Origin of the sequence: Staphylococcus sp. HMSC13A10 (assembly GCF_001808005.1) — a bacterium.
GTDB classification, from domain to species: Bacteria; Bacillota; Bacilli; order Staphylococcales; family Staphylococcaceae; genus Staphylococcus; species Staphylococcus pasteuri.
Genome location: NZ_KV791880.1, coordinates 12728 through 38573, shown reverse-complemented (window position 1 = coordinate 38573; position 25846 = coordinate 12728). Strand labels below are relative to the sequence as shown.

25 protein-coding genes, 1 pseudogene and 1 riboswitch are annotated in these 25846 nt (G+C 31.5%); of the genes and pseudogenes, 8 read left to right on the top strand and 18 right to left on the bottom strand.

Going from position 1 to position 25846, the window contains the following annotated elements; translation table 11 throughout:
• The first annotated feature begins 269 nt into the window (after positions 1 to 269).
• Both HMPREF3125_RS09645 and HMPREF3125_RS09640 read left to right on the top strand, forming a co-directional pair.
• Positions 270 to 623 (top strand): hypothetical protein, encoded by a 354-nt coding sequence (locus tag HMPREF3125_RS09645; protein WP_029055818.1) that lies wholly within the window; start codon positions 270 to 272, stop codon positions 621 to 623.
• Positions 623 to 805, top strand: coding sequence for a hypothetical protein (locus HMPREF3125_RS09640; RefSeq protein WP_017636465.1), 183 nt, complete (start codon positions 623 to 625; stop codon positions 803 to 805). The genes HMPREF3125_RS09645 and HMPREF3125_RS09640 overlap by 1 nt, the downstream gene beginning before the upstream one ends.
• Before the next feature lie 70 nt (positions 806 to 875).
• On the opposite strand, the gene HMPREF3125_RS09635 is transcribed toward HMPREF3125_RS09640, so the two are convergent.
• The 3 genes and pseudogenes from HMPREF3125_RS09635 to HMPREF3125_RS09625 all read right to left on the bottom strand — a co-directional run bounded on the left by HMPREF3125_RS09635 (position 876) and on the right by HMPREF3125_RS09625 (position 2757).
• On the bottom strand, positions 876 to 1064 hold the full coding sequence (locus HMPREF3125_RS09635; protein ID WP_017636466.1) for a hypothetical protein: 189 nt from the start codon (positions 1062 to 1064) through the stop codon (positions 876 to 878).
• A gap of 10 nt (positions 1065 to 1074) precedes the next feature.
• A pseudogene (locus tag HMPREF3125_RS09630) lies at positions 1075 to 1713 on the bottom strand (HAD family hydrolase).
• A 117-nt stretch (positions 1714 to 1830) separates the two neighbouring features.
• Positions 1831 to 2757 (bottom strand): bile acid:sodium symporter family protein, encoded by a 927-nt coding sequence (locus tag HMPREF3125_RS09625; protein ID WP_070453537.1) that lies wholly within the window; start codon positions 2755 to 2757, stop codon positions 1831 to 1833.
• 311 nt (positions 2758 to 3068) lie between these two features.
• On the opposite strand from HMPREF3125_RS09625, the gene HMPREF3125_RS09620 reads away from it, so the two are divergent.
• On the top strand, positions 3069 to 3599 hold the full coding sequence (locus HMPREF3125_RS09620) for a hypothetical protein (RefSeq protein ID WP_017636469.1): 531 nt from the start codon (positions 3069 to 3071) through the stop codon (positions 3597 to 3599).
• A 61-nt stretch (positions 3600 to 3660) separates the two neighbouring features.
• Here the strand turns inward: HMPREF3125_RS09620 and HMPREF3125_RS09615 are convergent, their stop codons facing one another.
• Positions 3661 to 5259, bottom strand: coding sequence for an alpha-glucoside-specific PTS transporter subunit IIBC (locus HMPREF3125_RS09615; RefSeq protein ID WP_070453534.1), 1599 nt, complete (start codon positions 5257 to 5259; stop codon positions 3661 to 3663).
• A 208-nt stretch (positions 5260 to 5467) separates the two neighbouring features.
• On the opposite strand from HMPREF3125_RS09615, the gene HMPREF3125_RS09610 reads away from it, so the two are divergent.
• Positions 5468 to 6229, top strand: coding sequence for a MurR/RpiR family transcriptional regulator (locus tag HMPREF3125_RS09610; protein WP_017636471.1), 762 nt, complete (start codon positions 5468 to 5470; stop codon positions 6227 to 6229).
• 58 nt (positions 6230 to 6287) lie between these two features.
• Here HMPREF3125_RS09610 and HMPREF3125_RS09605 read toward each other — a convergent pair whose 3' ends face one another.
• The 8 genes from HMPREF3125_RS09605 to hutU form a co-directional block, all read right to left on the bottom strand.
• Positions 6288 to 6800 (bottom strand): SRPBCC family protein, encoded by a 513-nt coding sequence (locus HMPREF3125_RS09605; protein ID WP_017636472.1) that lies wholly within the window; start codon positions 6798 to 6800, stop codon positions 6288 to 6290.
• Positions 6801 to 7045: 245 nt separating this feature from the next.
• Positions 7046 to 8338, bottom strand: a complete 1293-nt coding sequence (locus HMPREF3125_RS09600) for a Na+/H+ antiporter NhaC family protein (protein WP_017636473.1) — start codon at positions 8336 to 8338, stop codon at positions 7046 to 7048.
• A gap of 81 nt (positions 8339 to 8419) precedes the next feature.
• Positions 8420 to 8517, bottom strand: a riboswitch (SAM riboswitch).
• A gap of 53 nt (positions 8518 to 8570) precedes the next feature.
• On the bottom strand, positions 8571 to 9143 hold the full coding sequence (locus tag HMPREF3125_RS09595; RefSeq protein ID WP_046467115.1) for a hypothetical protein: 573 nt from the start codon (positions 9141 to 9143) through the stop codon (positions 8571 to 8573).
• 259 nt (positions 9144 to 9402) lie between these two features.
• The gene (locus HMPREF3125_RS09590; RefSeq protein WP_070453528.1) at positions 9403 to 10284 is read right to left on the bottom strand and encodes an SDR family oxidoreductase; all 882 of its coding nucleotides are present in this window, start codon (positions 10282 to 10284) and stop codon (positions 9403 to 9405) included.
• 149 nt (positions 10285 to 10433) lie between these two features.
• On the bottom strand, positions 10434 to 11555 hold the full coding sequence (locus HMPREF3125_RS09585) for an amidohydrolase (RefSeq protein ID WP_070453525.1): 1122 nt from the start codon (positions 11553 to 11555) through the stop codon (positions 10434 to 10436).
• Entirely contained in the window at positions 11548 to 12729 is a 1182-nt protein-coding gene (locus HMPREF3125_RS09580) for a SulP family inorganic anion transporter (RefSeq protein WP_070453522.1), read from the bottom strand. Before HMPREF3125_RS09580 ends, HMPREF3125_RS09585 begins: the two co-directional genes overlap by 8 nt.
• A 136-nt stretch (positions 12730 to 12865) precedes the next feature.
• A complete protein-coding gene (hutI, locus tag HMPREF3125_RS09575; protein ID WP_070453520.1) occupies positions 12866 to 14101 on the bottom strand; it encodes an imidazolonepropionase in 1236 nt (411 codons plus the stop codon).
• Positions 14101 to 15762 carry a urocanate hydratase gene (hutU, locus tag HMPREF3125_RS09570; RefSeq protein ID WP_070453518.1) on the bottom strand — a complete coding sequence of 554 codons (1662 nt, stop codon included), beginning with the start codon at positions 15760 to 15762 and terminating at the stop codon, positions 14101 to 14103. Before hutU ends, hutI begins: the two co-directional genes overlap by 1 nt.
• Positions 15763 to 15974: 212 nt before the next feature.
• Between hutU and HMPREF3125_RS09565 the strand changes: the two genes are divergently transcribed.
• On the top strand, positions 15975 to 16844 hold the full coding sequence (locus tag HMPREF3125_RS09565) for a LysR family transcriptional regulator (protein ID WP_017636481.1): 870 nt from the start codon (positions 15975 to 15977) through the stop codon (positions 16842 to 16844).
• On the opposite strand, the gene hutG is transcribed toward HMPREF3125_RS09565, so the two are convergent.
• Positions 16839 to 17774: a formimidoylglutamase gene (hutG, locus tag HMPREF3125_RS09560; RefSeq protein WP_017636482.1), complete on the bottom strand. Its 936-nt coding sequence runs from the start codon at positions 17772 to 17774 to the stop codon at positions 16839 to 16841. The genes HMPREF3125_RS09565 and hutG overlap by 6 nt on opposite strands.
• 235 nt (positions 17775 to 18009) lie before the next feature.
• On the opposite strand from hutG, the gene HMPREF3125_RS09555 reads away from it, so the two are divergent.
• Together HMPREF3125_RS09555 and HMPREF3125_RS09550 are read left to right on the top strand one after the other, a co-directional pair.
• Entirely contained in the window at positions 18010 to 19125 is a 1116-nt protein-coding gene (locus HMPREF3125_RS09555; protein ID WP_070453515.1) for a peptidoglycan release complex CPBP-like subunit SdpC, read from the top strand.
• A 125-nt stretch (positions 19126 to 19250) separates the two neighbouring features.
• Entirely contained in the window at positions 19251 to 20390 is a 1140-nt protein-coding gene (locus tag HMPREF3125_RS09550) for an FAD-dependent oxidoreductase (RefSeq protein ID WP_070453513.1), read from the top strand.
• An 85-nt stretch (positions 20391 to 20475) separates the two neighbouring features.
• Here the strand turns inward: HMPREF3125_RS09550 and HMPREF3125_RS09545 are convergent, their stop codons facing one another.
• Complete coding sequence (locus HMPREF3125_RS09545; RefSeq protein WP_070453510.1) at positions 20476 to 21165, bottom strand: ribose 5-phosphate isomerase A; 690 nt, start codon at positions 21163 to 21165, stop codon at positions 20476 to 20478.
• A gap of 168 nt (positions 21166 to 21333) precedes the next feature.
• On the opposite strand from HMPREF3125_RS09545, the gene HMPREF3125_RS09540 reads away from it, so the two are divergent.
• Entirely contained in the window at positions 21334 to 21993 is a 660-nt protein-coding gene (locus HMPREF3125_RS09540) for an MOSC domain-containing protein (RefSeq protein ID WP_070453506.1), read from the top strand.
• Between the two features lie 72 nt (positions 21994 to 22065).
• On the opposite strand, the gene HMPREF3125_RS09535 is transcribed toward HMPREF3125_RS09540, so the two are convergent.
• The 4 genes from HMPREF3125_RS09535 to HMPREF3125_RS09520 all read right to left on the bottom strand — a co-directional run bounded on the left by HMPREF3125_RS09535 (position 22066) and on the right by HMPREF3125_RS09520 (position 25773).
• Positions 22066 to 23076, bottom strand: a complete 1011-nt coding sequence (locus HMPREF3125_RS09535; protein ID WP_070453503.1) for an aldose epimerase family protein — start codon at positions 23074 to 23076, stop codon at positions 22066 to 22068.
• A gap of 30 nt (positions 23077 to 23106) precedes the next feature.
• A complete protein-coding gene (locus HMPREF3125_RS09530) occupies positions 23107 to 23433 on the bottom strand; it encodes a YnfA family protein (RefSeq protein ID WP_017636488.1) in 327 nt (108 codons plus the stop codon).
• A gap of 215 nt (positions 23434 to 23648) precedes the next feature.
• Positions 23649 to 24881, bottom strand: coding sequence for an ABC transporter permease (locus HMPREF3125_RS09525; RefSeq protein ID WP_070453500.1), 1233 nt, complete (start codon positions 24879 to 24881; stop codon positions 23649 to 23651).
• A complete protein-coding gene (locus HMPREF3125_RS09520; RefSeq protein ID WP_070453497.1) occupies positions 24874 to 25773 on the bottom strand; it encodes an ABC transporter ATP-binding protein in 900 nt (299 codons plus the stop codon). Before HMPREF3125_RS09520 ends, HMPREF3125_RS09525 begins: the two co-directional genes overlap by 8 nt.
• Positions 25774 to 25846 lie beyond the last annotated feature (73 nt).

The window sequence follows — 25846 nt, the reverse complement described above, 5'->3', positions numbered from 1 at the left end:
ATAACACACCTCTTTTTTACTAGGATAAAATAATAATAAACTTATTGACGCAATTATACTATAAAATGACAAAATTGAAACAATATTTTAACAATTTATTGAAATCGCTTACAAAACTATTATGACAGTCTTTTGCAAACCCGCAATTTTACTGGATTTGCAATAATTAATTAATTTCAACTTTTTTAAAAATTTCTTTAAAGAGATTTACTTTATGGTTCATTTTAGGTTTATGATATACTTTTCATATATTTATTAAGGAGTACATTATGAGTAAAACATTAATTCAAAAAGCATTAAAAATATCAATCATATTTTTAATTATCTTTTTCTTACTCAATTATTTTTCTGTTAAAAACCCAAATCTACTACCATTAATTGGTAAGTCACTACTGGCAGCAATTGTTTTCTTTATCATATATGTAGTTGCGTTTACCATTTTAAATTCTCCTGAGAGAAAAATGAAATTTGGAACTACTTTGCCTATAGCCATTATTATTGGATTAATTATTGGTGCTATGATTTCACATATAAAAATAGGCGTTTTAATAGGGATTGTAGTGGGTATTATCGCAGGATTTATTTGGGAATATATTGAAAATAGGAACGGAGGACAAAGTTAATGTCTGTCATTATTGGCGTAATTATTCTTATCTTATTAATTATTAGTTTAATACCAAATTATAACGCTTTAAAATTAGCTAAGTCTCAAGGTCAAAAAACCACTCGTTTTGCTATTATGGTTGGTATTGATGCGATATTAATTGTATTGATTCTAGTTACCTTGTTATTAAAAATTATGTAAATGAAATATTTTAATCAGTAAAAATCCGCTTCAAACTGAGTAAGATCTACTCATAATTGAAGGGGATTTTTTATAATCTACCTTGTAATAATAAGAAATATCCAATTGTCGCTAATATTAAATATATCATCGTACCAACAAGAAAAGATCGCACATGTATGTGTAAAGGAATACGTTTATTAAACATAGGACCTAATATCAAGTTTCCAATACCGATAATGATAGGTCCAGCTATGAAAAACAGGATAGTATAAAACATACCATACCTCCTATTTACGACTAAAGAAGCGCTGAACAATATTATCGAAATCAATATCTTTAGCTACATAATTAACAGTAGAAAAGTCTTGTTCTTCAGTCATAACATTTGTATTTACAATAACATCCAAACCGGCACTATTTGCAGCCGTTGCACCATTTACTGAATCCTCAATCGCTAAGCAGTTTGTCGGATTATAATTTAGTTATTGTACTGCTGTTAAATAAGGTTCCGGATTGGGCTTAACATTTTCAACATCTTCTCTACCTACTATCACTTCTATATATTTATCTAAACCTAGTTTATGAAATGTAGGTAATATATCTTCTCTATGACTACTAGTCGCAATTGCCATCGGTATATGGCGTTGCTTTAAATATTCCATTAATTGTTGAATCGTTTCTATTATTGGTAAATGTCCACTTGTATCATTATGTTCTTTATAAATAGCTGCTTTTTTCTCTGGGCCAATAAGTGCTTCAAGATAATTATGAAGTTCAGTTGCTGCCCCACCTATTGATCTTCTATAAAATTCTAAAGTAATTGGTGATTCATTATGTTTAGTTAAATGTTTATTAATGACATCAAAAAGATGTTTTTCTGTATCGATTATAGTTCCATCAAAATCAAAAACAACTGCTCTATACATATGCGTACTCCTTTATCTTTTTATAATAAAAATTAAATCTCAATGTCTCATATTTTAACATAATCTAGATACTATCTTAGTTAAAAATGGGATTTAATCTTCAGATAAATGAGTCAATTAAATATCTTTACTTCTAGAAGACCAATATTTTGCAAGAATAGGTCCTGAAATATTATGAACTAAGCTAAATACAGCCCCTGGCACAGCAGCTAAAGGACTAAAATGAACTGTTGCAAGTGATACTGCTAAACCAGAATTTTGCATACCTACTTCTATCGCTACGGCTTTTTTATCTTTATAATCCATTCGGAATACTTTAGCTAATACATAACCGATTGTATAACCAAGAATATTGTGTAAGATAACAACTACAAAAATTAACAATCCTGTTTTCAAAATTTGTGTTTTACTACCTGCGACTACAGCTGCCAAAATAAGAGAAATGGCAATAACAGAAATTAATGGTAATGCTGTAGCTGTCTTTTGAACAAAACGTCTTGCTACCTTTTGGAATACAAATCCTATAATAATTGGAATCAATACTACTTGAACGACTGACCATAACATACTGGCAAATGAGACCTTCAACCATTCATGTGCAAAAATATAGATTAATGCTGGTGTAACAAAAGGCGCAATTAAAGTTGATACACTCGTTATCGCTACAGATAATGCTACATTTGCTTTAGCTAAATAACTCATTACATTACTAGATGTTCCACCTGGACAGCATCCAACTAAAATCACACCTATGGCAATTTCAGGAGGTAATTGAAAGCCTTTAGCAATAAGAAATGCTAAGGTAGGCATAATCGTAAACTGTAAAATAACGCCAATAATGACAGGTTTTGGTGATTGTAAAACAATTTTAAAGTCTTTAGGATCTATAGTCATCCCCATTCCTAACATAACAATCCCAAGCAAGTATGGTACGAAACCACCTAATATTGAGATGTGTGAAGGAAAAATAAATCCAAGCACAGCAGCAAATAACATCCAAAATATAAATGTTTTTGTCGCAAATTGACTGATTCGATTTAACATATAAACACACCCTTAATAGTTAATAATGACAAATATTATCATAACTATTTATAATGGACAATGTTATTTTCAGAATTTTCTTATATTTTAAGTTATTTACGGTCCCTGTAATTAGATTTTAATAAAGTCCTTTAATCCATGATTCTCATAGTATTGACTAATGAAATATTCTTTTTTTACTAGTCTTCATTCAAAAGTCCTAGTGAATATCAAAAAGAAGCATGGTACAATCATTTTAAAGCAACAAAAACTATTACCCTACTTAACAATAAATTTCTAAACCATGAATGTTAGCAATCGGGAGGCATAACATGTTGATAGACAAATTTGAAACTTACATTATAAATATCGCAGATTTAAAATCTCGATCATCTCGCAAATCATTATCAAAGCTATGTAAGCAGATTAAATTTTGCGAATCCTTTCAATATCAAATATTTAAACAACAAGGTATGTATGCTTTAGAAGTGAGCTTACCAAAACAACAATTACCTTATTTTATTAGCTTTTTAAGTTTTCATAATTTCACTATTTATCAAATATTATCACCAAAACAACTTGATGAACTACTTGATTCAGATCATTTATATCAATCAGCTAAACGATTTGAACTATCTATTGACGGATTACAAGATGCTTTTATTAAAGACAAAGTGATAGATATAATGAATATGTTTATGAATCATTATGATATTAGTTATACATTAAATAAAAATTGTGCAAGTATCATTTGTCCACCTGAAGTTTTTTCTAAATTATTACATACAGTAGCAACACGTAATATAGATATCCTATCAGCTGGTTATAAATCTAAAATGATTCATAAAGCTAGAATTTCCTAATTCAATTAACTATAAAAGGGATTCCAAAACGATATATTTTGGAATCCCTTATTTTTATTTATTATTTATCATTTTCATCATAAACCAGATGTTCAAACGATTCTCTAACCTGTGGTACAGACATTCCTACTACCACTTGAACACTTTTACCACTTTTAACTAGACCGTGAGCCATTTGATTATGTGTAAAATAACTACTATCTTCTACTTTATTTTCATCTTTCACAGTTAAACGTAATCGAGTTGTACAGTTAGTCACATCTTTAATGTTCTCTTTACCGCCTAAACCATCTAAATAATATGCTGCTTTATCATCATACTCATTCCCAGTTGACGTATGTTTTGTAGCATCTTCTTGTCCTTTTTTCTCTTTATAATCTTGTTTAGAGAATAGTTTAACTTCTTCTTCATTTTTGCGTCGTCCAGGTAATGGAATATCAAATTTTAATATTAAGAATCTGAATAAAACATAATATATACCTACGAATATAAGTCCTATTACCACTTGAATCATATATGTCATCCAGTGTTCTTTACCAAGTGGTATCCAGTTAGTAGCTAAGAAATCTAGGACACCACCACCCATATTACCAACTAAACCGAAACCGTACATAATTGTATCCATTGTTGCAGCTAACAATGCGTGTAATACAAATAAGAATGGTGCGATAAATAAGAATGTAAATTCTAAAGGTTCAGTAATACCTGCTACAACAGCTGTTAATGTTGCAGGTATTAATAAAGCTGCTACTTTTTTACGGTTTTCTTTAGGTGTTGTTGAATACATAGCTAATGCAATACCTAAACAACCAAATACTTTACCATTTCCTTGTAGCATAAAGCCATATGGAAATTGTTCTTTTAATGGTTTACTGCTTTCGGCAAATTGATTTAAATGTTGTAACCATTCCGCTTTAAGTCCATGATTCACGACTACTGGTCCAACTTCAATTGGTGCATAAATAAAGTGATGTAAGCCAGTAGGTATTAATACCCTTTCTAAGAAGTGGTATAACCATACTCCTACATAGCCTGAACCAATAATAAAATGTTGGATAGATGCAATACCATTTTGAATAGTTGGCCATACTACGCAAGTAATTGCAGCAACAGGTAACATCACAAAGAAAGAAATCGTTACTACAAATGTTAGACCTTGGAACACACCTAACATTTCTGGTAAACGTTTACTATAGTAGCGATTATGTATCCAAGTAATGATCCCTGAAATGATAATACCACCTAAAATATTAGTATCTAATGTCTCGATACCCGCTATTGCTTTTAATCCAGTAACATTTTCTACACCTTTTTCCAAGTTAGCACCAAATGTATGTGGCCACTGCGTTAATATCGCATTGATAAATGTATTAAACATTAAATAGCCCATTAATGCTGCTAGTGCGGCATGACCTGGTGCTTTTTTAGCTAATGATAGTGGTAATCCTACTACAAATACGATTTCCATATGATTGAAAATAACCCAACCACCAGATTCTATCACTGACCAAAATTTAAACCAAAACGTATGTTGATCTGCTAAACCACCCATTATAGTAGGATTTTTAAATAAAGTTGCAAATCCAAGGACAATACCAAAGAAAGCAAACATTAATACCGGCACAATCATTGCGCTACCAAATCGTTTGATTGCATTCATTATAATAACCTCCACATCCCAATGTCGTTTTATTCGTATCAAACCTCGTATTTATAAACAAGGTGTCACCGAAATATCTTATATCTAATATATAGTAAACGCTTACATACTTTCAATATCATTGACGAATTTTGAAAGTATTTTGTATAATCAGATTATGTTTTCATATGATGAAAATTTTTTCAACATTAATAAATGAGGTGTCATCATGATTTTAGATGAACGAGTTAATATGAATTTTAATCAACTTAATGACAACGATTTGCAAATTGCACATTTCGTTAATAACCATATAGATTTATGTAAAAATTTAAAAATACAAGACTTATCTCAACACACACATGCATCTAATGCGACTATTCACCGCTTCACGCGTAAATTGGGGTTTGATGGTTATAGTGATTTCAAATCATTTTTGAAGTTTGAAAGTGAAAAGAAAAATCAGTTACCATCTGACTCTATTGAATCTTTTAGACAAGAAATTGAAAATACATTTAGTTATTTAGATAGAATTGATTATGAGTTATTAACAAATAAAATGAACGAGGCTGGCACAATATACTTATATGGTACGGGGCGAGCACAAATGAATGTGGCTGAAGAAGCACAACGTATCTTATTAACTATGCACAAAAATATTATTATTCTCCATGATGTTCATGAATTAAAGATGGTTTTAAACAAGACAGTGCCTCAAGACTTGTTCTTTATCATTTCCTTATCAGGCGAAACATTTCAACTGAAAGAAGTAACTCAGCTATTAAAATTACGCCAAAAATACTTTATATCAGTAACAACGATGAAAGATAATACATTAGCCCAGCAAGCCGATTATAATGTTTATGTATCTAGTAATACTTTTTATTTAAATGATGGCACTGATTATTCTAGTTTTATCAGTTATCATATTTTCTTTGAAACATTACTTCGAAAATATAATGAACGTAAGGAAAAAGAAGAACTCAAATAAAAAAACGCAAGCATCGGTAACCTAAATGTTTAGGTTAAACCAATTTGCTTGCGTCTTTTTAATTATTTTTTTGTTCTTCAATTTCTTCTAATACAGTATTCATTTTATCAAACATTAATTCGAAACCATGTGCTGTAGAGTCATGATATTCTTTCTTTTTCTGTTTGTACTCAAGATTAGTCAATCTTCTTTCACGTTCAATATAAGATTGGTAATAGAAAAACATTTGTGTGCCACCTGATTCACGTTCGAAGAATTCAACTTCAATAATATCTTCTTCGTTACTTAATCCAGGCATACCAATAGTCATTTTGACAAATTCATCCATCACTAATTCTTCATAAGTACCTTCAATAATATTTTGCTTACCATTTCTACTATCTACAATACGGTACTTACCGCCTTCTTGAACGTCAGCTTCAAATGATTTATTCGTACGTTTAGACGTCATAAACCATTGTTTTAAAATATCTTCTTTTGTCCAAGCTTCATAAATAGTTTCAGGTGAATATTTAAATAAACGTTCAATATCAATTTCTACATATTCATTTTCCACATTATACTTTGCCACTATATGTCACCTACTTTCACTCTTATTTCTATTCTAACGTATTTACTCAAACTTCCAAACATTTATCCTTAAAAATGCTTAATCTTTATACATTTAATCTAATTTACCATTAAACCCTATTATTTAAACATCTCTATTATAGAAACTAAGGATAACATTACTTTCATAACAACCATTTAAAAAATCCGAGACTTAGTTCAGTCTCAGATTTATATTAAAATATGATTCATTAGTCAACATTTACGCTATCGTTTTTTTAATTTTGGATAACCTAAGATGATTGCTATTAATCCACAAATACCTAACATAATCGGATAAATACTATAAGGTACTAGTAAAAATGGTGAGATGCCTGCTACACCAGCAGCAGAAATAACTTGGGGACTATATGGTAATAATCCTTGGAAACAACCACCAAATATATCTAATATACTTGCTGATTTACGAGGATCAACATCATATTCATCAGCAATATTTTTGGCTAATGGTCCTGACATAATAATTGAAATCGTATTATTAGCAGTTGATATATCTGCAACACTGACTAAACTAGCAATACCTAATTCCGCGCCTCGTTTAGATCTTACTCTGTCTCTAACGAAATTGAGCAACCAATCAATCCCGCCATTATGTTGTATCAGACCGACTAAACCACCAATAAGTAAAGCAATCATTGCAATATCTTCCATTCCGATAATACCTTTGGATACTGCGTTTAATAAACCTTTCCATCCGAAAGAGCCGTCGATAAGGCCAATCATTCCAGATAAGACTGTACCGCCAATCAGTACAATAATAACATTAACGCCCACTAGTGCTAATATCAGTACAAGTAAGTACGGAATGACTTTAACTAATTGGAAATCATAACTTTTAGAATGATCCATAGAAATTCCATTCGTTAATAAAAATAGAATAATAATTGTTAAAATCGCACCTGGTAATACAATTCTAAAATTGACTTTAAATTTATCTTTCATCTTTGTATGTTGTGTACGTACGGCTGCGATCGTTGTATCTGAAATCATAGAAAGATTATCTCCGAACATCGCACCGCCAACTACCGTAGCCATTGCTAAGGCTGCTGATACGTCAGTAGCTTGTGCAAAACCAAATCCAACAGGTGCAATCGCTGCAACTGTTCCAACTGAAGTACCCATAGAAATAGAAACAAACATACAAATGATAAATAAACCTACAATGATTAAGTTTTCAGGAATAAGTGACAAACCAAGATTAACAGTTGAACTCACGCCTCCCATTTTCTCTGTAGTCGTTGAGAAAGCGCCTGCCAAAATAAATATAAGCATCATCAAAATAATATTTGAATGTCCTGCGCCTTTAGTAAACACTTCAACTTTTGTAGCAAATTTTTCTTTACGATTCATTAACAAAGCTACGATAACAGTTATTGTAATCGCTACATTTAAAGGCATAGTGGTGAAATCTCCTGAAATAATACCTACACCTAAAAATAACAGCATAAATAATAATAAAGGAAATAACGCCCAAGCATTACCCTTCTTAGTTTTTTCCATAATTAGACCTACTTCCTATATTAATAAAAAATACCTCTTTTCTAATTATTTAAGAAAAGAGGTTTGCCTTCAATTACTATCCCCTTATCTTCAAACCTCAATTGGTTTCTGGAATTGGCACATTATTATATGTTGCCGAAGCTTCATAGGGCCAGTCCCTCCACTTCTCTAGATAAGTGATTTGCATTTAAATTTTACGTTACAAGATAATTCCAATAACGTCAATCATAAATTATAATTTCGTCGTAAAGTATTTATCATAGATAATTAATCCTATTGCTACTAATAATAGTAATCCAACGGCTATACCAAAGACAATCCACCATTTTAGATAAAGTGAGATTATCATAGCTATAATAGAAATAATGGTAACGATTATGGCTACTATTTTAAGTTGACGTTCAAGTTTTTCAGAAATGACTTTATACTCATGATTAGATTTTTTTAACGTTTGTTCATCGATTTTTAATTTAGTTTCTAAAAAGTAAATGAATGAAGATGCTAATAATAATAGTAAAAACCCAATCCAAGGGTTTGCGCTTTGTAATAAAGCTACTGAAGCAAAACCTATATAAAAAATCCCTGCAATACAACCTAATAATCGATCTATGATTGGACTAATCCATATCTTGTTATGTTTAATATTTCGATTTACAAAATATAAATTCTTCAATATATTGCTAATAACGAATATTGGTACTACTAAAAAGAAAAACCATTTAAATGATGGGAAGAATGGAATAAAACTTATACCTATAACTAATGCAATAAAAGGAATTAATCTAATGATTTGATCTTTATTCATATAGTGTGCTCCTTTATATTTAAAAGATATTTATACAACTAACTAATCACTTTCCCCTATTATTTCTGATTACTGTAATTAAAGTTAAAGCACTTTACATAATTTTATTATTTATTTTGTATTATAATTATACATTATTCGCATTTAATTTCCAAATTCATTTTGAATTTATTTAATTTAAACTATATGTTAAACATAAAAAAGTCGATAAAGCATCTTAGCTTTATCGACTTAAATTTCAATTATCCGTTTAAAATTTCTAATCTATTTGAATGCCGCCTGTGACACCAAATACTTGTCCAGTTGTATAACTAGATTCTTCTGCAGCTAGTAAAACATAAGTACCAGATAATTCAACTGGTTGACCTGCTCTACCTAATGGGGTTTGTTGACCAAATTCAGGAATATTAGATTGTGGTTGGCCTCCTGTAATTTGTAATGGAGACCAGAATGGACCAGGTGCGACGCAGTTAACTCGGATACCTTTAGGACCAAGTTCTTCAGATAAACTTTTAGTTAGTGAAATAATCGCTGCTTTTGAAGCGGCATAGTCGTGTAATATTGGGCTTGGATTATATCCTTGTACAGATGATGTTGTAGTAATTGATGCACCTGGTTGTAAATAATCAAGTGCTTTTTGAACTGTCCAAAAAATTGGGTATACGTTAGTTTCAAATGTTTCTGAGAATGATTGTGTATCAAATCCTTTAATGTCATCATGATATTGTTGATGACCTGCGACTAATGTTACATTATCCAATCCACCTAATTGTTGATAGGCTTCTGCGACCATGTCATAGTTAAATTGTTCATTTCTAACATCACCAGGGATAAGCACTGCTTGTTGTCCTGCTTCTTCAATGACGTGTTTAACTTCTTGTGCATCTTTCTCTTCACTTGGAAGATAATTAATTGCGACATCTGCACCTTCTTTAGCATAGGCTATAGCTGCTGCACGTCCAATAGCTGAGTCGCCACCTGTGACTAACACTTTAAATCCTTTTAATCTGTCATGACCTATATATGATGTTTCACCACAATCTGGCTCTGGTGTTAAATCACTTTGCAAACCAGGGAGTGATTGTTCTTGTTTTTCATATTCAGTTGTTTTAAATTTATTTCTTGGATCTTGTGCTGACATTTCAAAATCATCTCCTAATATCTATATGTTCTGTTTATACCCAAGTATATCTACTCTCTAATCATTTTTAATTTTTCTAAAATTTAATTTAATAAAAAACACAGTTACTATTGATTTCTTTTTAAAATACAATAGCAACTGTGTTAATTTTATTGATTTAGTAATTTTTTAACTAACTCTACAAAATATGAAGGAACCTTTTCCAATATACGTTCATCCGGATCAAATAGAGGATGATGTAAATCATATTCACTGTTTGAACCAATAAATACAAATACACCAGGATAACTTTCAGTGTAGCCTGAGAAATCTTCTCCGATTGTCAGTGGCAAGTCCATAATTGAAACATTATAACCAACTGTTTCTGCCACTTCAATTGGGGTCTCTGTTAACTGATCATCATTAATAACAGTACCAGGCAATCTAGTATAATGACATTCTACTTCTATATTAAATGTCTTCGCTAAGCCACTCGCTATATCTTTCATTCTTTGTTCAATATAATCTCGATGTTCAGGTTTAAATGACCTCACAGTTCCTTGTACATATGCATGATCTGCAATAACGTTCCATGTATTCCCACATGAAATTTCTCCAATAGTAACAACTGCGCTATCAAACGCAGATAAATTTCTACTTACAATTGTTTGTAGACTATTGATAAGCTGTCCTAATGCTACAGTTGGATCATTTCCTTGTTCAGGTTTAGCAGCGTGTGCCCCTTTACCTTTAATTTTAAATTCAAATCGGTCGACAGCAGAAGTAATTGCTCCTTTTTTAATAGCAAATTCGCCTATATCCATTGTAGGATAATTATGAAAGCCTAAGACCGCTTTGACTCCATCTAATGCTCCTGTTTTAACTATTTTTCGAGCACCATAACCTAATTCTTCAGCAGATTGAAATATAATTCTTACACGTCCGTTTAATTCATTTTCTTGTGCTTTTAATTGAGTTGCCACACCTAAAATACTAGCCATATGTATATCATGACCACAAGCGTGCATAACGCCTTCATTAGTAGAAGTAAATTCATGTTCTACTTGTTCATTAATTGGTAGCGCATCTATGTCTGTTCTGACAGCTATTAATTGCTCGCCTTGACCTACTTCAGCAACTAATCCAGTATCTAATGGTAAATCTAATATGGTAATGTCGTGTGCTTCTAAAATACGTTTAAGTCGTTGTGTCGTTTCATATTCCTTTTCTGATAGTTCCGGAAATTGGTGAAAAGTCCTTCTCCAATTCACATAATCAGTATAATTAGTCATTTGTAACATCACCCTTCTTAAAGAGATAAAATATAATATAATAAATAATCGTGCCCACTATTACACCTATAGCTAAATTATTAGTCATAAGAATAAGTATGATAGTTAATAACATAATACTACTATGCATAATCGGCGCTTCTTTAATATGACTCACTGTACGTCTATCGAATGTATTAAGAGAAACTGTTACTAATACAACAGCTAGCACTACCATTGGAATTAAACCAACTATTGGCCCTAATAACACCATACATAATACTAATAAAATACCAGTCATTAATGTAGATAGCCGAGTTGTTGCGCCCATTTTATAATTAAATTTAGATTGTCCTACTAACCCACTAGAACCATAACCACCGACAATACCTACGATAATGTTAGAAATTCCTTGTCCTCTTATTTCTTTATCTTTATTAGATGTTGTGTTACTGATTGCATCCATCATATTCGCAGTTAAATTAGTTTGAATGACTGAAATCACTGACATCGTAAATGCATACTTAAATATAATCAACCAATCAAAAATTGTCATTGATGAATTTAGGGATGTTAATTGTGGCATTTTAAATTTAATATTAGCTAAATCGTGAACATACTGTAAATGTGGGTGAATCATTGTCGTTAATAACGTAATGATGATAATAGCTACTAATGGTGCAGGTATGGTTTGAATCCATTTTCCAGATAGATAAATCACTATAAAGGTTAAACACGCAACGATATATGTAGATAATGATACACCGAATATATATTTAATTTGAGTAGTTAATAGTAATATCCCCAATGCATTCATAAAGCCAATGACAACAGTTTTAGGGATATAATTAAGTAATTCATCTATATGACAAAAGCTATATATAATTAAAAGGACACCCATCATTATTGTTGCTAAAAATAAATAATGTGTGCCATATTGATTAACTAAAGGTGCACCTATAATAGATATGCCACTACTTGGACCTGAAACCATTGCAATTCTTTTTCCCAGTATACTCATTAAGCACATCATTAACCCACAACTCATTAATCCAATTGAAGGTGGAACATGAACAATAAAAGAAAATGCTATAGTTACAGGTAATAAAGCTAACCCCATTAAAATACCGGAAAGTATGTTTTGTCGATATTGGCCTTGCCATTGTTTTAAGTATTGCGTTCGTACCAACATCATGTGTAGCCAACTCCTTATAAATTCATGTTAACACAATTGTCAAACTATTCTAATAAATGCACATTTTTTCTCTTATATATAAAAAGAACCGTGTCTTCATATCGACACGGTTCCACATGGTTAAATTATGAATGAATTAATCTAATGAAAATTCGTTATCAACAATGACTCTACCATCTTTGATAACTTTTTGTGCATGGTTAATACCAAAGTGATAAGGAATATATTCGTGGTTAGGTGCATTCCAAATAACGATATTGGCTTTGTCACCTTCATTAATTGTACCTGCATCTAAATCAATCGCTTTTGCTGCATTAACTGTAACAGCATTCCAAACTTCATTTGGAGATAGTTTTAATTTTAATGCAGCAATCGTCATAGCTAATTGTAAGTTATTCGTTACACTACTACCTGGATTGTAATCCGTTGCAATAGCAATTGCACCGTTATTATCTAACATGCCTCTTGCATCAGCATAGTCATTTTTATCTAAATAAAATGTTGTAGCTGGTAATAGTACTGCTACTGTATCACTGTTTTTTAATTTTGCTTTACCTTCAGCGCTTGAAGCAACAAGGTGATCTGCAGAAATGGCATTTTCATCAATTGCTAATTCTAAGCCACCTAATGGGTCTATTTCATCAGCATGAATTTTCACTTTGAATCCTGCTTCTTTAGCTTTTTGCATATAATGTCTAGATTCTTCAACTGAGAATACACCTGTTTCACAGAAGATATCTGCAAAATCAGCATATTCCTTAACTTCTGGAAGTAATTCAATCATTTCATTTAAGAATGCTTCATTTGATTCTGCTTCCTCAGGTACTGCATGTGGTCCTAAGAAAGTATGTTTCATATCTAATCCATATTTCTCAGCTAAACGATTAGATACTCTTAATTGTTTAAGTTCATTTTCTTTATCTAAACCATAACCACTTTTACTTTCAACACCTAATACACCATGTTGAACCATAGTTAATAAGTCATGTTCTGCTTTTTTGAATAAGTCATCTTCGCTAATTTCACGTGTAGCTTTTACTGTTGAAAGAATGCCACCGCCAGATTCTAATATTTCTAAATAAGATTTCCCTTGACGTTTAAGTGACATTTCGTGTTCTCTTGAGCCACCGAATATTAAATGCGTATGTGCATCAATTAAGGATGGAGATACTACTTTACCAGTAGCATCTATGATTTGTTCTGCTTCATATTTATCTGTATAAGGACCAGAATAAACAATCTTTCCATCTTTTACTACAACTGTACCATTTTCAATAACATCTAATTCATCAAGTTCTGCACCTTTTAATGGACGATCAGTAGATTTTGGTAAAATAAGTTCTTTGATATTTTGAATAATTAAATCATTCATTATTTATCCTCCGTTTCATCGATCATAGGAATTTTGATGCCTTTGTCTTTCGCAGTTTGAATTGCGATATCGTAACCAGCATCTGCATGTCTCACTACTCCCATACCCGGATCTGTAGTTAATACACGTCCCAAACGACGATCTGCACGTTCTGAACCATCAGCTACAACAACCATACCAGCGTGTAGAGAATAACCCATACCTACACCGCCACCGTGATGGAATGAAATCCAAGAACCACCAGCTGCAGTGTTAATTAAGGCATTTAATACCGCCCAGTCACCAACTGCGTCACTGCCATCTCTCATACCTTCTGTTTCACGGTTTGGACTAGCTACTGAACCTGAATCTAAGTGATCTCGACCAATAACGATTGGTGCTGAAATTTCACCGTCACGAACTAATTTGTTTAGTGCTAATCCCATTTTCGCACGTTCTTCATAGCCTAACCAAGCAATTCTTGATGGTAAGCCTTGATAAGCAATTTTTTCTTCAGCTAAATCTAACCAACGAATTAATTTTTCATTGTCTGGGAATAATTTTCTCATTTCTTCATCTGCACGTTCGATATCTTTTGGATCTCCACTTAAGGCAGCAAAACGGAATGGTCCTTTACCTTCACAGAATAATGGTCTAATGTATGCTGGCACAAATCCTGGGAAGTTAAATGCATTTTCTACACCATTGTCGTAAGCAACTTGACGGATATTATTACCATAGTCAAATGCTACTGCACCTTGTTTTTGGAATTCTAACATTAATTCTACATGTTTAGCCATTGAGTCTTTAGATAATTCAACGTATTTCTTAGGATCTTCTTTACGTAATTGTTTAGCTTCTTCTACTGAATAACCTTGAGGTACATAACCATTTAATGGGTCATGTGCACTTGTTTGGTCAGTAATGATATCAATTTTGAATCCTTTGTCTAAAATAGCTTTGTGTAAATCTACTGCATTACCAACTAGACCGATTGATAAAGCTTCCCCTTTTTGTCTAGCATCTTCAGCTAATTTTAATGTTTCATCTAAATCTTTAGTTTTTACATCACAATATTTTGTTTCTACACGTTTATTAACACGTGTTTCATCGACTTCAACACAAATTGCTACACCATTATTCATTGTTACAGCAAGAGGTTGAGCGCCGCCCATACCACCTAATCCTGCAGTTAATGTCACTGTACCAGTTAAATCACTGTTATATTCTTGGTTACCAAGTTCTGCGAAAGTTTCATATGTTCCTTGAACAATACCTTGTGAACCAATATAAATCCAACTACCTGCAGTCATTTGTCCATACATGATTAAACCTTTTTTATCTAATTCATGGAAGTGATCCCAGTTTGCCCATTTAGGTACTAAAACTGAATTTGAGATTAACACACGTGGTGCTTCTTCATGAGTTTTAAATACTGCTACTGGTTTACCAGATTGTACGAGCATTGTTTCATCTGCTTCTAAGTCTCTTAATGTATTTTCGATTGCTTCAAATGCTTTCCAGTTACGTGCCGCTTTACCGATACCTCCATAAACAACAAGTTCTTCAGGATGTTCAGCTACCTCTGGATCTAAATTATTATAAAGCATTCGTAATACCGCTTCTTGTTCCCAACCTTTACACTCGATATCTAAACCTTTTTTTGCATGAATTTCTCTCATTACTATCTCTCCCATCCGAAATAATATCTATAAATTCAAAGTTTTTAATATGTACACTTATAGAATAACCTAAATAATCAAATAATTTAGACTATTGAACATGTACTAAATTAAGTTCTTACACGCCCATTATATTATGCTAAAATATAGATAACAAATATAAATAAACTAATTATTTATAGATATAAACTATAACTAACTGGAGATGACTTATGAAAATCATTCAATTAGAGTACTTTTTAGCCGTTGTTAAATATAATAGTTTTACAAAAGCTGCCAATTTTTTACATATTAGCCAGCCCTCTTTAACAGCTGCTATTAAAAAGATGGAATCAGATTTAGGCTATGATTTATTCATGCGCACAACAAAGGATATTAAAATAACCGAAAAAGGTATTCAATTCTATAAATATGCGGAACAATTAGTTCAACAATATCGATCAACAATAGAAAAGATGTATGATTTAAATATTTCATCTGAACCGAGAATTAAAATTGGTATTTTAGAATCAACAAGCCAATGGATGGCAAATGTTATTCACGCTCATCATACTCAATATCCAAATCAACAATATCGTATTAATGAGGTACATGATCAACATCAATCAATTGAACAACTTATTAACTTTGATGTTCATTTTGCTTTAACAAATGAAGAAATTAGGCACCAAGATATAACTTCAATTGCACTTTACAAAGAATCCTATATTTTACTAACACCTAAAGATGCTTTTCCTAAACAAAAGACAATTCAACTAGATAATCTACCATTAATATTACCTAATAAAAGCTCACAAGTTCGTAAACATTTAGATGATTATTTTAATAGAATGAGTATACATCCTAATATTATTATGGAATCTGATCGTTTTGAGTCAGCTACTAATTTTGTACATTTAGGTATAGGATATGCTGTTATTCCACGATTTTATTATCAATCGTTTAATACTAGTAATTTAGACTATATTAAAATACGTCCTAATTTAGGTCGCAAAATTTATATCAACTATTTAAAAAAGAGAAAGCACTCTGAACAAGTACTTTCTCTCATCGAACAATGTATTGAATATTGGAATTTATAATAAGAAATGGTGTACTAAGTTAGCAATCAGTTTCGCAGTTCTATTATCTTGATCATACTTAGGATTCATTTCTGCGATACTAACTGATTTAACCTTATCACTTGGTACAATACGTTTAGCTAATTCAAAAACTGTGTGTGGATAGATACCTAATACTGCTGATGCGCTGACACCTGGTGCAAAGGCACTATCTACAACATCCATACAAATAGTAAACATAATCACGTCATGATCATGAATAAAGCGTTCAATCATATCTTTAATTGGTGGGGATACTTGATGTAGCAATTCATCAGCATAAACAAATGAAATGCCTTTTTCCTCTGCGTAGTCAAATAACCCTTGTGTATTGCCACCTTGAGATATACCTAGAACCATATAGTCGGCATTATCATCTTGTTCAAGAATCTGTCTAAAACTAGTTCCTGACGTTGATTCTCCTTCATCACGTGTATCAAAATGGGCATCAATATTAATAACACCAATGGATTGATTAGGATAAACTTTTCTAGTAGCTAAATATTGAGCATAAGCAATATCATGGCCGCCACCTAGAAGAAATGTTTGTTTGTGATTATGAATAGATTTCGCTGCTAACTCTGCAAATTCTTTTTGTGTATCAATTAGTTGTTCGTTATCGTGCTCTACATTTCCGTAATCAACAATTTGTTCACATTGATTTAAATCTGGTAATCCTGCAAATGATTGTTTAATCGCATTAGGGCCTTCTTTAGCTCCAACTCGACCTTTATTTAGTTCTACGCCTTTATCAACGGCATAGCCTAACATACCTACACCTTTTTGTTCATTACTATACTCCACATTTCTTAAATCATTAAATTGAATCGTTTGAAAATGTCTAAATTGTTTAGAATCTGTTTCACTATCAAGTCTTCCTGTCCATAAGCTTGGTTCGGCTTGTTGATACATTGCTCTTCCCCCTTGATTTCATTCACTAACATTATATTTTAAGTATAACTTTAGCTTATTTTTTATTCAATGTAGTTATTTTATTCCCGATTCACTGAAATTTAATTACGTTTATAATTCATTCCTATTACATTTTGATGATAATTGAAATAGACAATTTATCTAACATCTTATAACATGTATAATTGTAAATAAAAATAATAATTGCTTGTTTCCGTAATGGAGGTTACATAAAATGAAAAACAATCGAATTTCTGGGTTTCAATGGGCAATGACAATATTCGTATTTTTTGTCATTACGATGGCCTTATTCGTAATACTTAGAGATTTTCAATCGGCAATTGGAGTAAAAAGATTTGTCTTCGATATTACTGATCTTTCTCCTTTTATCGCTGCAATCATATGTCTACTCGTCTTTAGATATAAAAAAGATCAGATGGCGAGTTTAAAACTATCATTGAGCCTTAAAGTTGTGGAGCGTATATTACTCGCTTTAATCATACCTTTATTTATATTCATCATAGGTATGTTCTGTTTCAACACGTTTGCAGATAGTTTCATACTTTTACAGGCATCAGATTTATCAGTTTCAATAACTGCTATTATAATTGGCCATTTAATTATGGCATTTGTAGTAGAATTTGGTTTTCGTTCATATTTACAACATATTGTAGAAGTTAAAATGAATACTTTCTTTGCAAGTATCGTAGTTGGTATCATTTATTCAATTTTCAATGCTAATACAACTTATGGTATAGAGTTTGCTGGTTATCATTTCTTATATACATTTGCATTCTCTATGATTGTAGGTGAATTGATTCGAGCAACTAAAGGTAGAACAATTTATATAGCTACTATTTTCCACGCTGCTATGTCATTTGGTTTAGTATTCTTGTTCAGTGAAGAAGTTGGTGACTTATTCTCTATGAAAGTCATCGCATTGGCTACTACTGCAGTAGGTTTAATCTATATTATTTTAAGCTTAATTATACGTGCCATCTTCTATAAAAAGACAAAACAAAGTTTAGACGAAGTTGAACCTAATAATTATTTAGATCACGTTAATGACCATTCTAATGATAGTGAAACTAATAATGAAAATAATCATAATCATATTCAAGAAGATGACGCATCTGATTCTCGTAAACATAATCAATCCTCTGATAATGAACAACATTCTAAAACGTCTATTGATGATGAACAAGAACATGACAATGATTCTTCTGATTATTTAAGAGAACATACTTCTTATAAACAAACACGCCGTTCATCACGTCGTTCATCAGTTGTATCTGAAGCACAGGATGAAATCAAGGACTCTGAAAATTCTAGCCCTAATAACAAATACTAATTATTTTAAACTCATCCATTCAATTTATTGAATGGATGAGTTTTTTGTTTTAAATATAGATATTTGGGGGTAAACTCTTTCAGTAATAATTTAATTGTAACTATGATTTTAAAAGGAGTAATACAATGAATATAAAAGATAGTAACAACCCTATTACAATTATCGGTGGTGGCATTGGTGGGCTGACTTTAGCTAGAGTGCTATATGTAAATGGTATTCCTGCTAAAGTTTATGAATCTGATGCCTCTCGTGATGCAAGAACTCAAGGTGGACAATTAGATATACATGAATATAATGGACAAGTTGCCTTAGAAAAAGCTAACTTATTGGACGAATTCCAATCAATTATACAAAAAGGCGCTGATGCCTCTCGCATCGTTAACCATAATGGTGACATACTTTTAGATTTACCGGATGATGAATCAAACGGACGACCTGAGGTATTACGTGGTGATTTAAGAGATATATTAATAAATTCTTTACCAGAAGATATGATTGTTTGGAATAAAAAAGTGGATCATGTTGAAAAATTAGATGATGCGAAATATAAAGTGGTATTTAGAGATGACACATCTGTAACTACAGACAAACTTATTGGTGCTGACGGTGCTTGGTCTAAAGTTCGAAACATCTTAACAGATATTAAGCCACATTATTCTGGTTATACATTTATTGAAACGTATCTATATGATGTAGATAATCAATATCCTGAGACTGCTCAAAAAGTAGATAAAGGTGCAATGTATGCTTTATCACCTAATAAAGGTATTGTTGCACACAGAGAAGCTGGAGACATCCTTCACACATATGTACAAATGAAATGTGATAGTGAATGGATCGATAGTATAGACTTTGCAAATGGTGAAATAGCGACAAAAACAATTGCTGCAGAATTTGAAGGTTGGTCACCAGAAGTAACTGCCTTAATTACTGAATCGAATAGTTCAATTACACCTCGTAAAATTAATGCGTTACCTGATACACATCGTTGGGAACTTCAATCAGGGGTTACTTTAATTGGTGATGCTGCACACCTAATGGCTCCTTCTGGGGAGGGTGCTAATTTAGCCATGTTAGATGGAGCTGAGTTAGCTGAATTGATAGCTGAACATAACAATAATTTTGATAAAGCAATCGAATTATATGAAGCAAAAATGTTCCCAAGAAGTGAAGCCGAAGCAAAAGAATCTCATGAATTATTAGATATTTGTCTTGGAGAGAATAGTCCTCAAAGTTTAGTTGATTTATTCAAAAGTGCTCAATAAGAATAAAATTTAGAAAAATAGCCTTAAGATGTTCTAACAAACACCTTAAGGCTATTACTTATATAATATAGAAGTAAAAATTTTATTATTCACGGTACATTTTTTTAACACCTTGTTGTGTACCTATAATGGCTTCGTCAGTAATATCAAGGAAATAACCTGTTTCTAATACACCCGTAATATGTATTAAAAACTCATGCATTTCATATGGATCAACACCTTTTGGTAAGGCACATTCTAAAATATAGTTACCATTGTCTGTAGTTACAGGCACATCTTCAGTAACACGACGTTGCACGATTACTCCATCAATTGTTTCTATTTTTCTGGCAACCTGATACCAATTAAATTTATCTACTTCTACTGGTAATTTAAATGTTTCTCCTAAATAATTGACTACTTTATTTTCATCAGCAATGACCACAAAACGGTCTGCCATTTCATCAATGACCTTTTCTCTAAATAAGGCACCGCCACCGCCTTTAATTAAGTTGAGGTTTGGATCGACTTCATCTGCCCCATCAATAGCTAAATCGATTTTTTCAACATCATTTACATCAACAATTTCAATATTTAGTTCTTTAGCTAAAAAAGCAGTCTTATTTGAAGTACAAACACCTTTGATGTCGTAATTCTTTTCTTCAACAAGTTGTGCTATTTTAGGAACTAACAATTCAATTGTACTACCTGTACCAATTCCTAGTGTCATACCGTCTTCAATTTGATTCAAAACATCATTCAATGTCATCATTTTAAGTTGTTTTACATCATTCATTACGTCATGAGCCTCTTTTCTAAATCGTTTACATTTCCTATTTTACATGACTTTTTTGATTTAACATACCTTATTTATCGTTTAATTTTTAATATATTTTAAAATTTTACATAAAAGCCTTGAGATATAGTAAACTATCATTTAAATACTTTAAGAGGGAGAATAGAAATGATACCTGTTTACGCTATTTCAACTGGGAAAATAGAATCGCTACAATATAAAGACTCAAAAACCATGCAATCAGCTATTAATAAGCGCCCTTTCGAAGGAGATATGTGGTTATCTAAATTAGGTTTTGTTGATGATGAACAAGCCTATAAAGACCACGGTGGACCAGATAAAGCAGTCTGTTGCTTTAGTAAATCAAACTATGACATGTATAAAGATGATTTAGAAAAACTGCCTGATTATGCAATGTTTGGGGAAAACTTAACTATTGAAAATTTAGATGAAAATAAAGTTTATTTTGGTAATCAATCTCGTTTGGGTGAAGCAATTATAGAAGTATCGGAAATCAGAGAACCTTGTTGGAAAATACAAGCAAAATATGGTTTACCCAATTTAGTGAAGCGCATGTCTAAATCAGGAAAAACAGGATTTTATTGTCGCGTAATTAAAGAAGGATTTGTCAGTCAAAATCAACATTTAGAATTAATTAAAGAAGCAGACCCGAAGACTCAATTATCGGTTCAAGAATTAAACGATATTTATTATAATGACAGAAAAAATACTAAGAGAATTTCACAAGCTTTAAAAAATCCATATTTATCCATGAAAAGATATGAAAAATTAGAAAAGATGTACCAACGTGCAACAAAATCATCATAATTAAAATACTTTCTAAGTATAAAGAAAGAGTGAAACCAATGGAATCAAAACCGTAGGCTTCACTCTTAATAATTACTTTTCATTTATTTCATAACTTGTTTGAGAATAAAATGTATCATTGGCTTTTAAGATAGACGAAGCGTCTTCACCATACATATTAATATCATTTGGTAAAAATTGAGATTCAATAGCTAAGCCAGAATTTGCCTTATAAATATTAGAATCACTATTCCAATCTTTTGGTTGATTAAATGTATATAATACATAATTTGGCATATCAGTTTTTACATCTAATTGAAACTCACCGTTATCTATTGATAATTGATGGTCTCCAACTTTGAATGGATGATCCAAGCCATTAAAAGTGTCAATTTGTTGTGCTAGTTGTGCATGTTTACTTTCAAATATATCTTTAAAGTATATATCATTACCATTAAAAATTTGATGTAAATCTAGTGTTTCGTCTGTATTTATTATATGTTGTTCATTAAGTTGATACATATTCAATTCAGAACTATATAGACGGTGGTTATCGATAACGTTATTATCTCTGTTCAAATTAAAATAAACATGATTCATTGGATTAAATAATGTTGTCTTCGTTGATGAAGCCTCATATTCAACTGTCCAACAATGATCGACATCATAAGTATGAGTAACTTTAACATCCATATTTCCTGGGTAATTATCATCTGTTTCCTTTAACGTTGTCTTAAAAATAATTTTTACTTGTCCCAATTCTTCGACTACTTCATAGTCAAATAACTTTGTATCTAGCCCGTGACCCCCGCCATGGATATGATGATTACCATCATTTGCTTCTAATTGGTATTTTATTCCATCTAATGTGAACGAAGCATCGGAAATTCGACCACCGTATCTTCCTATAGTCGCTCCAAATTTAAATGGATTATCAAAATAAAATTCGTCCGCTTCAACAACATTCCCTAGTACAATATTATTATCATGATATTTCCATGATACTATTCTTGCACCAAAATTTGTAAATACAATTTTCGTTTCTTCATTATCAATTTTAATTAAATCAACACCATATCTTTGATGCTCAATTTCAACATTCATTACTTATTTCTCCCTTTCAAACACGTTTTATTAAGCCCTATGTGGTAATAACATTATTAAAACGCCAATTACACATACTACAGCACCCAATACATCGTATTTATCTGGCATATTTTTATCAATGAACATAGACCATACTAAGCTCATGACAATAAATATACCGCCATATGCGGCATAAACTCGTCCAAACGTTGGAAATGATTGTAACGTCGCAATCACACCATATAGGATGAGTATGATACCACCAATAATACCTAGCCACGATGGCTGACCTTCTCTAAGCCATAACCATATTAAGTAGCCGCCTCCTATTTCACAAAGACCTGCTAATATAAAAATCATCGTTGAATATAACATCGTTCTATCTACTCCATCCTAATAAGAGGTTATATTAATCAATTATGGTTGATGATGTGTATCAATCAGTTATTATTTTATATTAACTTGTTTGCTAACTCATACACATTGTTACACTTTTTCACCTAATATTCCATAGATAATTATAATTTAAAGAGGAAGAATGTTATGTAAGCTTTTTCAAAATGACATTAACACTCTTCCCCCTCTTTTATTTATTTTTTCATTACTTTTTTAATTGAGTTAATAAGACCTTTTTCAAATGTTAAAACTGAATCTTTGTATGTTTTAATAGCAATCCATAACAAGATCACCATAACTACTAATGAAATCAACATACTTAATACAATTTCCCAAATTTGTAATTCCGTCGATTGAGCGCGCACCAACATTTCAAATGGGGCTAAAAATGGAATAAAGCTTGTAATTTTAGCCAATAAAATATCAGGTTTATATATACTGAAAATAGCTATATAAAATGCAATCATTGCAAATAAAGTTAAAGGCATTAAGGTTTGATTAATGTCTTCTATTCTGGATGCTAAAGAACCTAAAATGGCTGCTAATAAAACATAAGTTAATATACCGATAATCACACTTAAAATGCCTACTATAATAATTTGCCATGATATGTCACTCATTGATAAATCAAAACCTTTGAGCATACGCTTTAAATCAAAAGCATATATACAAATGATTGCAACCACAATTATCATAGCTATTTGTGTAAACGCTACTGCTATGACACCTGTTATCTTAGCCATAATATGTGTTATCGGAGACACACTCGTAATAATCATTTCTATAACTCTTGATGTTTTTTCAGTTGCAATTTCCATAGCCACTTGTGTTGCATAATTGAAAATAATAAAAAACATTAGCATTAAAATGGCATAAACAAGAATCATATTAAATACTTTTTGGCTTTCACTTAATTGTTGTCCTTTATCATCTGATAAGATGTGGCTATCTACTTTACTTTGAGATTGTAATTTTTTAAAATCATTATCGCTAAGATGCAATTTCGATGCTATTAGTTTTGACTGAAGATTTGTAAGTAAACCAGTCACTTTTTGTTGTTTTTCTTGTGAAACGTTATCTTTACTCAAAATGGTCGCTGAAAGTTGATGATCTTTATCCATTTTGATGATATAAGCTTCCTTTAATTTCTCGCTTTTGACTTGAGATTTCGCATCTTTTTGACTCACTCTTTCAAACGTTGCTTCCTCATCAATCACATGGCTCTGTTGTTTAATTGCTTTATATAATGGTTCATTATTGGTTACGACACCTATATGGTCATCATCACCTTTGAACATATCTATAATTTTGTCAGCATTTGATAAAGCTACCATCAAAATAATGACAATAACCATAAATATCATAAAGGATTTAGATTTAACCTTACTTTTATATGTTAATCCAAATGTAGCCCAGAATTTATTCATGAAGATCACCTACCTTATCAATAAAGATATCTTTCAGTGATGGTTCTAACACTTGAAATCGACGCACATAACCATGTGTTATAACTTGATTGTATATAGATTCAGCTACAGCCTCATTTTCTATTGTTAGTTTAATGTCATGCTTATTCACTTCTACATCAATAACACCTTGAATGCCTGTTAATTCTGGCATTGATTTATTAGTTTCGATAATTACCTGTTTATATCCATGAGAAGATTTAACTTCTTGTATATCGCCTGAAACTACTAGTTCTCCATGATTTAAAATACATACATCGTCACATAATTCCTCGACATGCTCCATACGATGTGAACTATAAATAATCGTCGAACCTTGGTTATTTAAATCTTTGACCGCTTCTTTTAGTAGTTCAACATTGACTGGATCTAATCCGCTAAAAGGTTCATCTAAAATAAGTAATTCAGGTTGATGAATCATACTTGCTAATAACTGAATTTTTTGTTGGTTACCTTTGGAAAGTGAATCAATACGTTTATGACGATTTTCAGTAATTGCAAATCGATTTAACCAATAATCTATATTTTTCTTAATAGCTTTTTTAGACATACCCTTCAAAGTAGCAAGATAAGTTAATTCGTCTTCAACAGTCATTTTTGAATGCAAACCCCGCTCTTCTGGTAAATAACCTATACGATTGTACATCGACTTATCTATAGTATGCCCCTCATATGTAATGTGACCTTCTGTTGGTTCACTTAATCCTAAAATCATTCTAAATGTAGTTGTTTTGCCAGCACCATTACGTCCTAAAAAACCAAGCATTTTTCCTTTCTCAAGTTCAATCGATATATCATTAACTGCTGTAAATTGATTAAATCTCTTTGTCACGTGTTCAATATTTAATGACATGGTTACCTCCCAAATTAATGACTTAATTCTACATAAATATAACATTAATAAACTAATTAATGAATTTAGAATT

Excerpts from the sequence above, each read along its gene's own strand:
- HMPREF3125_RS09645 (WP_029055818.1), top strand. The coding sequence starts at position 270 with ATGAGTAAAACATTAATTCAAAAAGCATTAAAAATATCAATCATATTT.
- HMPREF3125_RS09640 (WP_017636465.1), top strand. The coding sequence starts at position 623 with ATGTCTGTCATTATTGGCGTAATTATTCTTATCTTATTAATTATTAGT.
- HMPREF3125_RS09635 (WP_017636466.1), bottom strand. The coding sequence starts at position 1,064 with ATGTTTTATACTATCCTGTTTTTCATAGCTGGACCTATCATTATCGGT.
- HMPREF3125_RS09625 (WP_070453537.1), bottom strand. The coding sequence starts at position 2,757 with ATGTTAAATCGAATCAGTCAATTTGCGACAAAAACATTTATATTTTGG.
- HMPREF3125_RS09620 (WP_017636469.1), top strand. The coding sequence starts at position 3,069 with ATGTTGATAGACAAATTTGAAACTTACATTATAAATATCGCAGATTTA.
- HMPREF3125_RS09615 (WP_070453534.1), bottom strand. The coding sequence starts at position 5,259 with ATGAATGCAATCAAACGATTTGGTAGCGCAATGATTGTGCCGGTATTA.
- HMPREF3125_RS09610 (WP_017636471.1), top strand. The coding sequence starts at position 5,468 with ATGATTTTAGATGAACGAGTTAATATGAATTTTAATCAACTTAATGAC.
- HMPREF3125_RS09600 (WP_017636473.1), bottom strand. The coding sequence starts at position 8,338 with ATGGAAAAAACTAAGAAGGGTAATGCTTGGGCGTTATTTCCTTTATTA.
- HMPREF3125_RS09595 (WP_046467115.1), bottom strand. The coding sequence starts at position 9,143 with ATGAATAAAGATCAAATCATTAGATTAATTCCTTTTATTGCATTAGTT.
- HMPREF3125_RS09590 (WP_070453528.1), bottom strand. The coding sequence starts at position 10,284 with ATGTCAGCACAAGATCCAAGAAATAAATTTAAAACAACTGAATATGAA.
- HMPREF3125_RS09585 (WP_070453525.1), bottom strand. The coding sequence starts at position 11,555 with ATGACTAATTATACTGATTATGTGAATTGGAGAAGGACTTTTCACCAA.
- HMPREF3125_RS09580 (WP_070453522.1), bottom strand. The coding sequence starts at position 12,729 with ATGATGTTGGTACGAACGCAATACTTAAAACAATGGCAAGGCCAATAT.
- hutI (WP_070453520.1), bottom strand. The coding sequence starts at position 14,101 with ATGAATGATTTAATTATTCAAAATATCAAAGAACTTATTTTACCAAAA.
- hutU (WP_070453518.1), bottom strand. The coding sequence starts at position 15,762 with ATGAGAGAAATTCATGCAAAAAAAGGTTTAGATATCGAGTGTAAAGGT.
- HMPREF3125_RS09565 (WP_017636481.1), top strand. The coding sequence starts at position 15,975 with ATGAAAATCATTCAATTAGAGTACTTTTTAGCCGTTGTTAAATATAAT.
- hutG (WP_017636482.1), bottom strand. The coding sequence starts at position 17,774 with ATGTATCAACAAGCCGAACCAAGCTTATGGACAGGAAGACTTGATAGT.
- HMPREF3125_RS09555 (WP_070453515.1), top strand. The coding sequence starts at position 18,010 with ATGAAAAACAATCGAATTTCTGGGTTTCAATGGGCAATGACAATATTC.
- HMPREF3125_RS09550 (WP_070453513.1), top strand. The coding sequence starts at position 19,251 with ATGAATATAAAAGATAGTAACAACCCTATTACAATTATCGGTGGTGGC.
- HMPREF3125_RS09545 (WP_070453510.1), bottom strand. The coding sequence starts at position 21,165 with ATGAATGATGTAAAACAACTTAAAATGATGACATTGAATGATGTTTTG.
- HMPREF3125_RS09540 (WP_070453506.1), top strand. The coding sequence starts at position 21,334 with ATGATACCTGTTTACGCTATTTCAACTGGGAAAATAGAATCGCTACAA.
- HMPREF3125_RS09535 (WP_070453503.1), bottom strand. The coding sequence starts at position 23,076 with ATGAATGTTGAAATTGAGCATCAAAGATATGGTGTTGATTTAATTAAA.
- HMPREF3125_RS09530 (WP_017636488.1), bottom strand. The coding sequence starts at position 23,433 with ATGTTATATTCAACGATGATTTTTATATTAGCAGGTCTTTGTGAAATA.
- HMPREF3125_RS09525 (WP_070453500.1), bottom strand. The coding sequence starts at position 24,881 with ATGAATAAATTCTGGGCTACATTTGGATTAACATATAAAAGTAAGGTT.
- HMPREF3125_RS09520 (WP_070453497.1), bottom strand. The coding sequence starts at position 25,773 with ATGTCATTAAATATTGAACACGTGACAAAGAGATTTAATCAATTTACA.